An 8,224-nucleotide genomic window follows, 5' to 3' on the forward strand; every position below is an offset into this window, starting at 1 on the left:
CGCATTCCATGACCGACGAACAACGCCCCGACCCTGATGCGCTGCTGGCGCAGATCCGGCACGAAGAAGCCTCCGCGGCGCGTGGCCACCTGCGCATCTACTTCGGCTCTTCCGCCGGCGTGGGCAAGACCTACGCGATGCTGGTGGCCGCGCGCAAGCTGCTGTCCGAAGGCGTGGACGTACTGGCCGGCGTGGTGGAAACCCATGGCCGCAGCGAAACCGCAGCGCTGCTGGAAGGCCTGCCGGTGCTGCCGCCGGCGCAGATCGACTACCGCGGCAAGCGCTTGGCCGAGTTCGACCTGGACGCCGCGCTGGCGCGCCGGCCGGCGCTGGTGCTGGTCGACGAACTGGCCCATTCCAACGTGGCCGGCTCGCGCCATCCCAAGCGCTGGCAGGACGTGGAAGAGCTGCTGGCCGCCGGCATCGACGTGTACAGCACGCTCAACGTGCAGCACCTGGAAAGCCTGAACGACGTGGTGGGCGGCATCACCGGCATCGTGGTGCGCGAGACGCTGCCCGACACCTTCTTCGACAAGGCCGACGAGGTGGTGCTGGTGGACACCACCGCCGACGAGCTGATCGAGCGCCTGGCCGCGGGCAAGGTCTACCTGCCGGTGCAGGCCGAGCGCGCCGCCCGCAGCTTCTTCCGCAAGGGCAACCTGATGGCCCTGCGCGAACTGGCCTTGCGGCGTACCGCCGACCGCGTGGAAGACGACGTGCAGGCCTGGCGCACCGACCGCGCCATCGCGCAGGTGTGGAAGACCGAAGGTGCGCTGCTGTGCTGCATCGGGCCCGAAGAGGGCGCCGAACATGTGGTGCGCAGCGCGGCCCTGCTGGCCCAGCAGCTGGCAGTGACCTGGCACGCCGTGTATGTGGAAACGCCGGCCCTGCAACGGCTGGACGGGCGGCGGCGCGAAGGCATCCTGCAGACCGTCAAGCTGGCGCAGGACCTGGGCGCGCGCACCGCGGTGCTGTCCGCGCAGGGCGTCGCCCGGACGCTGGTCGACCATGCGCGGCAGCACAACCTGTCCAAGCTGGTCCTGGGGCATGCCCGCCCGCCGGCCTGGCTGCCGTCGTGGTGGCCCCGGCGCACGCTGGGGCCCGCCATCACGGCGCTGGCGCCCGACATCGACCGCTTCGAGGTGGGCGAATCGGGTCGGCGTCGATCGCCGCCCGCCCGACCGCCGGAGCCGCAGGTGCGGGACGGCGCGCTGGCACGCGCGTTGCGCCGCTATGCCATCGCCGCGGGGGCTTGTGCAGCCACCACGTTGCTGACGCACCTGCTCGTGCCCTACTTCGACCTGGCCAACATCGTGATGGTGTTCCTGCTGGCGGTGGTTGGCGTGGCGGTGGGGCTGGGTCGGGGCCCTGCGGTGCTCGCGGCCTTTCTGAACGTGGCCGCCTTCGACTACTTTTTCGTGGCGCCGCGCCTGTCCTTCGCCGTGTCCGACGTGCAGTACCTGCTGACCTTCGCGGTGATGCTGGTGGTCGGGCTGGTCACGGGGCAGTTGACGGCCGGGCTGCGTTTCGAGGCCCGTGTGGCCCGCCACCGCGAGGCCCGTTCACGCGCCCTGTTCGAGGCGGCCCGCGACCTGTCGAACATGCTCACGCAGGAGCAGGCGGTGGAAGTGGCCTGCGCGGTGATCTCGCGCGAGTTCCGCGCCCAGGTGGCCATCTTCGTGCTGGACCTCAACGATCGCCTGCAGCCGCCCGCCGGCCACCCGCCGGGCCTCGACCTGGGCACCGCGCAGTGGACGCTGGACCACCAGCAGGCGGCCGGCCTGAACACCGACACGCTGGCCGGCAGCGCCTGGCTGTACCTGCCGCTGAAGGCCACGATGCGCTCACGCGGCGTGCTGGCCGTCCAGCCCGAGGAGCCCCGCTTCCTGCTGATCCCTGAACAACGGCAGCAGCTGGAAACCTTCGCCGCGCTGACCGCGATGGCCTTGGAACGGGTGCACTACATCGAGGTGGCGCAGGGGGCGACGGTGCAGATGGAATCCGAGCGCCTGCGCAATTCGCTGCTGGCCGCGCTGTCGCACGACCTGCGCACGCCGCTGGCTGCGCTGGTGGGCACGGCGCAGACGCTGGCGGCCAGCCAGCCGCCGTTGAGCCCGTTCCAGTCGGAGCTGGCCGCCAGCCTGGGCGAGAAGGCCATGCGCATGGCCGACATGGTGACCAACCTGCTCGACATGGCACGCATCCAGAGCGGCGAGATCCGGCTGCGGGTGGAGTGGCAGTCGATGGAAGAGATCGTGGGCGGCGCATTGAACGCGGAGCGCGCCCTGCTGGCGGGGCGGCCCTTGCAGGCCAGGGTCGATGCCGACGTGCCGCTGGTGGCCTGCGATGCGGTGTTGATCGAGCGCGTGCTGGCCAACCTGCTCGAGAACGTGGCCAAGTACACCCCGGCCGGCTCGCCGGTGGAGGTCCATGTGCGCGCCGAGGCGCAGGAGGTTCGTGTGCACGTGCGCGACCATGGACCGGGTGTGCCCAAGGGCAGGGAGGACGCGATCTTCGAGAAGTTCACGCGGGGCACCTCCGAATCGGCCACGCCCGGCGTGGGCCTCGGGCTGTCGATCTGCCGCGCCATCGTCGAGGCGCACGGCGGGCGCATCTGGGTCGAATCGACGCCGCCCACCGGGGCGACCTTCATCTTCAGCCTGCCGCGCGGCACGCCGCCGACCATCGATCCGGCGGTGGACGCACAGGCGCTTGCGGACAGTGCACCATGCCCACCGCCCCACCCGTCGTCCTGATCGTTGAGGACGACGACGCGATCCGCCAGTTCGTGCGCAGCTCGCTGGCTTCGGAAGGCTGGCACGTGCACGAGGCGGCCACGGTGCAGCGCGGCCTCATCGAAGCCGGCACGCGGCGGCCGGATCTGGTCATCGCCGACCTGGGCCTGCCCGACGGCGACGGCGTGCAGTTCATCCGCACCCTGCGAGGCTGGTCGACCGTGCCGGTCATCGTGCTGTCGGCGCGCACCCAGGAGGCCGGGAAAGTGGAGGCGCTGGACGCCGGTGCCGACGACTACGTGACCAAGCCGGTGGGTGTGCATGAACTGCTGGCGCGCACGCGGGCGGTGCTGCGCCGGCTGCGCGTCGCGCAGACCCCTGGCAGCACCGTGCTGCGCTTCGGCGACGTGGCGGTGGACCTGGTGGGCCGCGTGGTGCGCAAGCAGGATGTCGAGGTGCATCTGACGCCCATCGAGTTTCGGCTGCTGGCGGCCTTGGTGGCCCATGCGGACCGTGTCATCACGCACCGACAGCTGTTGCGTGAAGTCTGGGGCCCCAGCCACGTGGAAAGCACGCAGTACCTGCGGGTGTACATGGGCAACCTGCGGCACAAGCTCGAGGACCAGCCTGCCCAACCCCGCCACATCGTGACGGAGCTGGGCGTGGGCTACCGGCTGGTGACTGCCTAGGCCTGCTGCGCTGCCAGGATGGGCAGCGCCGTCGGCAAGGCCTTCGCGTCCGGGCGGCCGGCAGCACCGCTTGCGCCTCGCGCCTCGAAGAGGCTGTGCAGATGCCCCAGCAGCCGGCGGTAGAGCTCATCGCCCAGCACCTGGTCTTCGGCGCCGACATCCAGATTCGGGTTGTCGTTCACTTCGATCACGAAGACGCCTTCGGGCGTTTCCTTCAGGTCGACGCCATAAAAGCCATCACCGATCAGCGCCGCCGCGCGGATGGCCGTCTCGAGCACCCGGTGCGGCGTGCGCTGCACCGCCACCGCCTCGGTGCGACCCTCGGTGGCGCCGCCGACGGCGGCGTGCTGCATGATCTGCCAGTGGTCGCGCACCATGTGGTATCGCGCGACGAACAGCGGCTGGCCGTCGAGCACGCCCACGCGCCAGTCGAAGGGGGTGTACATGAAGTCCTGCACCAGCACGATCTCGGACTCCTTGAGCATGGACAGCGCCAGCGCCTGGAACTGCGCGAAGTCATCGGCCTTCTTGACGTCGCGGCTGAAGGAGCCGTCCGGCACCTTCAGCACCACCGGATACCGCATGTCGCGCTCCAGCCGGGCCATCGTGCGGCGGCTCACCAGACGCGTGCGGGGCGTCGCCACGCCGTGGCCCTGCAGCAGCTCGGCCAGGTAGGCCTTGTTGGTGCAGCGCATGATGGAGCCGGGGTCGTCGATCACCGGCATGCCCGCGGAAGCGGCCTTCCTGGCGAACTTGAACGTGTGGTGCGGCACGGCCGTGGTCTCGCGGATCAGCAGCGCGTCGAACTGCGTCAGGCGCGAGTAGTCGTGGCGGCGGATCAGCTCCACCTCGATGCCCATCGCACGGCCGATGTCCGCCATGTGGCGAAGCGTCCTGGTGCTGGAGGGCGGCAGCGGATCATCGGGGTCATGGAGGATCGCCAGGTCCATCTTCGGCGCGGTCACCGGGCGCGCAGGGTGCCACCGCCGCCTTGTGAACTCGGTGAGCGCACTGATGAACAGCGTGTCGCGCGACGTGTCCACGTCCCGCGGGTCGAGCGACTCGACCGACGCCACATGCCATTGCGCCGAGCCCGCGGCGCGCTCGAGCTGGATCTCGAGCAAGGGGCAGCGGAACAGCTCGAAGGCCTTGCGGGCGAGCTGGCTCAGCGCGGCGTCGTCCACATGGCCGAAGTACACATGCAAGGCCAGGCTGTCCACCGACCGCGGTACCGCATCGAGGCCCCCGACCAGCCGGTCCAGCTGGGGCAGCAGGGCCTGGCGGGCATGCCGCTGCAACAGGTCCAGGATGGTTTCGACGCTGGGGGTCACCCGGTCGCCGCGGGCTTCGGCCAGCAGCGAGCAGTAGTAGCCCAGGCTCAGGTAGCCGTACTCGCGGCACAGGTTGATGATCTTGCGCGGCCGGCGCGCAGCGCCCGAAGGTGCTTGCTGCATCTCCGCGATGAAGGCCTCGGCCGTGACCACATCGGTATCGGCAGGCGCGGCCTGGCCGGTCCATCGGAAGTCACTGAGCTTTTCTACAACGACGAGGTGATCGGATGACAAGGTGGATGTTCCTTCGAGAGAATGACCGCTGCCGACAGACGGCGCCGTCCGTAGCGGGTGATCCGCTTGAACTCCTCGACGCTGACGGACACGCCGGGGTCGAGGCCCGCGGGCGCGTCCGAGATCGGATCGAGGATGCGGAAGACATGGCCGTCGAACCCGGTGACGACCACCCAATGGGGGCCTTTTTCGCCATGCAGGCGCCACAGGCTGATCAGCACCACGGGCACCGCGCCCGCCGCGAGCGCGGCGGCGAGCACGCCGGGTGTGACCGGCGCGGCGGAGGACCGGCAGCCCGAGCGCGCGAACTCCGCCCTGAAGTCGGACTCCACCAGGTCGATCACCGCCTTCTTGCGCGCATCGCGTACCGAGTCGACGAACATGGCGCCATCGGGGGCATGGACCTGGGCCTGGAAGCCGCGGCGACAGGCGGCCAGCGCCAGGCCGAAGGGGCCACAACCGCCATGCCCGGAGGCCATGAACACCGTGGTCGCCTCGCGCCACAGACGGATTTCGGCGGTGCGCGTCAATGCGGTGCCAGGCTCCAGTGCCGCCATCGCCATCAGCAGGGCGCAGGGCCCGCAGGTGAAGTCCAGCGTCTGCGGATGAAAGGGCGCCCGCGATGCCGCAACGCGCAAGCCGACGGCGTGGTTCCACAACGAGCGGTGGAACACCCTGGCGCCCGCGCCATCGTGGTAGTAGCCCGGTCGGTGCCCGACCTGGTTGAAGCCATGACGCCTGAACATCGCCTGCGCGGCTGCGTTGTCGTCCCGCGTTTCCAGCGACATCACGGCAGCCCCGGCGGCAACGGCCTGCTGCAGCGCATGAGTCAACAGCCGGTGGCCGACGCCCATCCGGCGCGCATGGAGGTCCACGGCCAGGGAGTACAGCCGGGCCACTGAACTGCGACTGCGCAGCAGCAGCACCGCCGCGCCCAGCAGGGGCGTGGCCGGCGAGCTGCCGGACGTCGCAACGAAGACCTGCGCCGTCGGGCTGAGCAGCAGCCGGCGCCAGCTGCGGCGCGAAATGCGGTCGCCGTCGAACGACTGCTGCTCCAGCTGCAGCAGGCCGGGGAGGTCGGCGCTCACGGCGGCGCGCACGACGACATCGGGGCCGGGCGTGGTGTCGGGCCGGCCTGGCCGGGGCGGCTGCTGGGCGCGAGGCTCGCCGTGCGGCGCGTGACGGCTACCGGTGTGTGCAGCCATGGGCGCGTCGGCGGCGGTTCAGCAGCATCGACTCCAGCGGATGCCGCGGCGGCCAGGCCGACGTCGGCACCGCTGAAGGTTCCGGGTCGCGCAGCTCGGCATGAGCGGCCGCCGGGCCCCGGGACCACCGCGGTGAGACCTTGCAAGACTTCATGGCGAACCTCCTGTCCATGGTCCCCATTGAAGCGGCACGGCCGTAAAGACGGTGCAAAGACTCTTCGCGTGTTCAGCCCTCGCAGCCAGGGCCCGGCGCCCGCCCGCCTCAGCCCGCGACGATCCCGTGCTGCAGGGCCAGGCGCACCAGTTCGATGGGCGTGCCCACGCGCAGCTTCTGCTTGATCATGGTCTGGTGGTTGGCCACCGTCTTCATGCTGATGTGCAGCCGGGCGGCGATGGCCTCCAGGCCCTGGCCTTCGGCCAGCAGGCGGAAGATCTCGAACTCGCGGCTGCTGAGCTGCGTGGCCGGATCGGTGCCGGGCGGCCTGCGGCTGCTGGCCATCTGCCGGGCAATGGCGGCGCTGATGAACACCCGGCCCTGCGCGGCCTGCTGCACCGCTTCGATCAGCTCGTCGGCCGCCGCCGACTTGGCCACGTAGCCCAGCGCCCCGGCGCGCAGCGCCTGGGTGGCGAAGGTGGCGCTTTCATGCATCGAGAGGATGACCACGCGGGCCCTGGCATCGCGCTGGCGCACCCGGCGCAGCGCCTCGATGCCGCCCATGCCCGGCATCGACAAGTCCATCACCAGCACGTGCGGCTGCAGCTCGGCATGCAGCTGGCAGGCCTGTTCACCGGTTTCGGCTTCACCCACCACCCGCAGGCCTGCGGATTCAAACAGCCGCCGCAGGCCGGCACGCAGCACGGCATGGTCATCGGCCAGCAGGATGTGCGGACCCGGGGGCGCCGTCATGCCGGCACCTGCACCCGGCAAGGCAGGGCCACGCGCACCGTGGTGCCGGCGCCGGGTGCGCTGTGCACCTGCACCTGACCCCCCAGCCCGTGCACCCGCTCGCGCATGCCGGCCAGCCCGTAGCCGCCGCCGGCCGTGGGCAGGTCGAAGCCCAGGCCGTCGTCGCGCACCACCAGCTCCACCTGCCGGTGGTCGGCGCCCAGCCGCCCCAGCCGCCCCAGCCGCATCACCACGAAGCCGGGCCGGGCGTGGCGCAGCGCATTGGTCAGGCACTCCTGCGCCGCGCGGTACAGCGTCATCGCCACCTCCTCGTCCAGCTCGCCCAGCTCGTCGTCCTCGATGGCGGTGGCGAACACGATGTGCGGATTGCGGCTGCGCCATTGCTCGGCCAGGTCGCGCAGCGCGGCGGGCAGGCCCAGCTGGTCCAGCGCATCGGGCCGCAGGCGGTGCAGCATGTCGCGCACCAGCGCCATGGTCTGGCGGCACACGGCGGCGATGGCGCCGCCGCCGCGGCGTGCGGTGGCCAGGTCGCCGGCGCGCTCGATGGCGGCGGCCTCCACGCTCATCGCCGTCAGCGACTGGCCGATCTCGTCGTGCAGGTCGCGCGCCAGCGCCTTGCGCTCGTCCTCCTGCAGCCGCACGATGCGTTGCGTCAGGCGGCGGTTGTCGGTGATGGTCTGCTGCAGCTGGTCGGCCATGGTGTTGAAGTGGTGCCCGATGCGCGCCAGCTCCGGCAGGTCGAAGGCCGGCAGCCGGGTGGCCAGGCTGCCTTGTTCCAGCCGCACCAGCGCCTGCAGGATCTGCCGCACCGGCGCCAGCGCCCGGCCCACCGCCCAGTACACCGCGCCGTTGATCAGCACGAACAGCCCGGCGATCAGCGCCAGCTGGCCGGCGGCGTCGGACCAGATCTCGGCGATCTCGGCCGTGGGGTCGGGCGTGATGCGCAGCCAACCTACCGCCTGGCCGCTGAACCAGACCGGCCGCGACACCGGCGCTGCTGCCTCCTGGGCGCCCAGCAGCCGCTCGAACCAGGCGGGCGCCCGTTCGGGCGGCGCTTCGTCGGTGCGGCGGTTGGTGTCGATCAGCTGGCCCTGCATGTCCACGAACTCGATGCGCAGGTGCC

6 protein-coding genes are annotated in these 8,224 nt (G+C 71.0%); 2 read left to right on the forward strand and 4 right to left on the reverse strand.

Features of this window, described 5'->3' with window-relative positions:
• Positions 1–8 precede the first annotated feature (8 nt).
• Positions 9–2,756, forward strand: coding sequence for a DUF4118 domain-containing protein (locus ABNT58_RS17065; protein ID WP_348754650.1), 2,748 nt, complete (start codon positions 9–11; stop codon positions 2,754–2,756).
• Positions 2,729–3,424 (forward strand): two-component system response regulator KdpE, encoded by a 696-nt coding sequence (kdpE, locus tag ABNT58_RS17070; protein WP_348754645.1) that lies wholly within the window; start codon positions 2,729–2,731, stop codon positions 3,422–3,424. The genes ABNT58_RS17065 and kdpE overlap by 28 nt, the downstream gene beginning before the upstream one ends.
• Here kdpE and ABNT58_RS17075 read toward each other — a convergent pair.
• The 4 genes from ABNT58_RS17075 to ABNT58_RS17090 form a co-directional block, all read right to left on the reverse strand.
• Positions 3,421–4,989, reverse strand: a complete 1,569-nt coding sequence (locus ABNT58_RS17075; RefSeq protein WP_348754646.1) for a RimK family protein — start codon at positions 4,987–4,989, stop codon at positions 3,421–3,423. The two genes, kdpE and ABNT58_RS17075, sit on opposite strands and share 4 nt — an antisense overlap.
• Positions 4,962–6,194 (reverse strand): peptidase C39 family protein, encoded by a 1,233-nt coding sequence (locus ABNT58_RS17080; protein WP_348754647.1) that lies wholly within the window; start codon positions 6,192–6,194, stop codon positions 4,962–4,964. Before ABNT58_RS17080 ends, ABNT58_RS17075 begins: the two co-directional genes overlap by 28 nt.
• A 262-nt stretch (positions 6,195–6,456) precedes the next feature.
• Complete coding sequence (locus ABNT58_RS17085) at positions 6,457–7,101, reverse strand: response regulator transcription factor (RefSeq protein ID WP_348754648.1); 645 nt, start codon at positions 7,099–7,101, stop codon at positions 6,457–6,459.
• The coding region (locus ABNT58_RS17090) for a histidine kinase (protein ID WP_348754649.1) at positions 7,098–8,224 on the reverse strand (1,127 nt) is incomplete at its 5' end. The genes ABNT58_RS17090 and ABNT58_RS17085, both read right to left, overlap by 4 nt.

It is taken from the genome of uncultured Aquincola sp. (assembly GCF_964001545.1).
In the GTDB taxonomy this organism is placed as follows: Bacteria; Pseudomonadota; Gammaproteobacteria; order Burkholderiales; family Burkholderiaceae_C; genus Aquincola.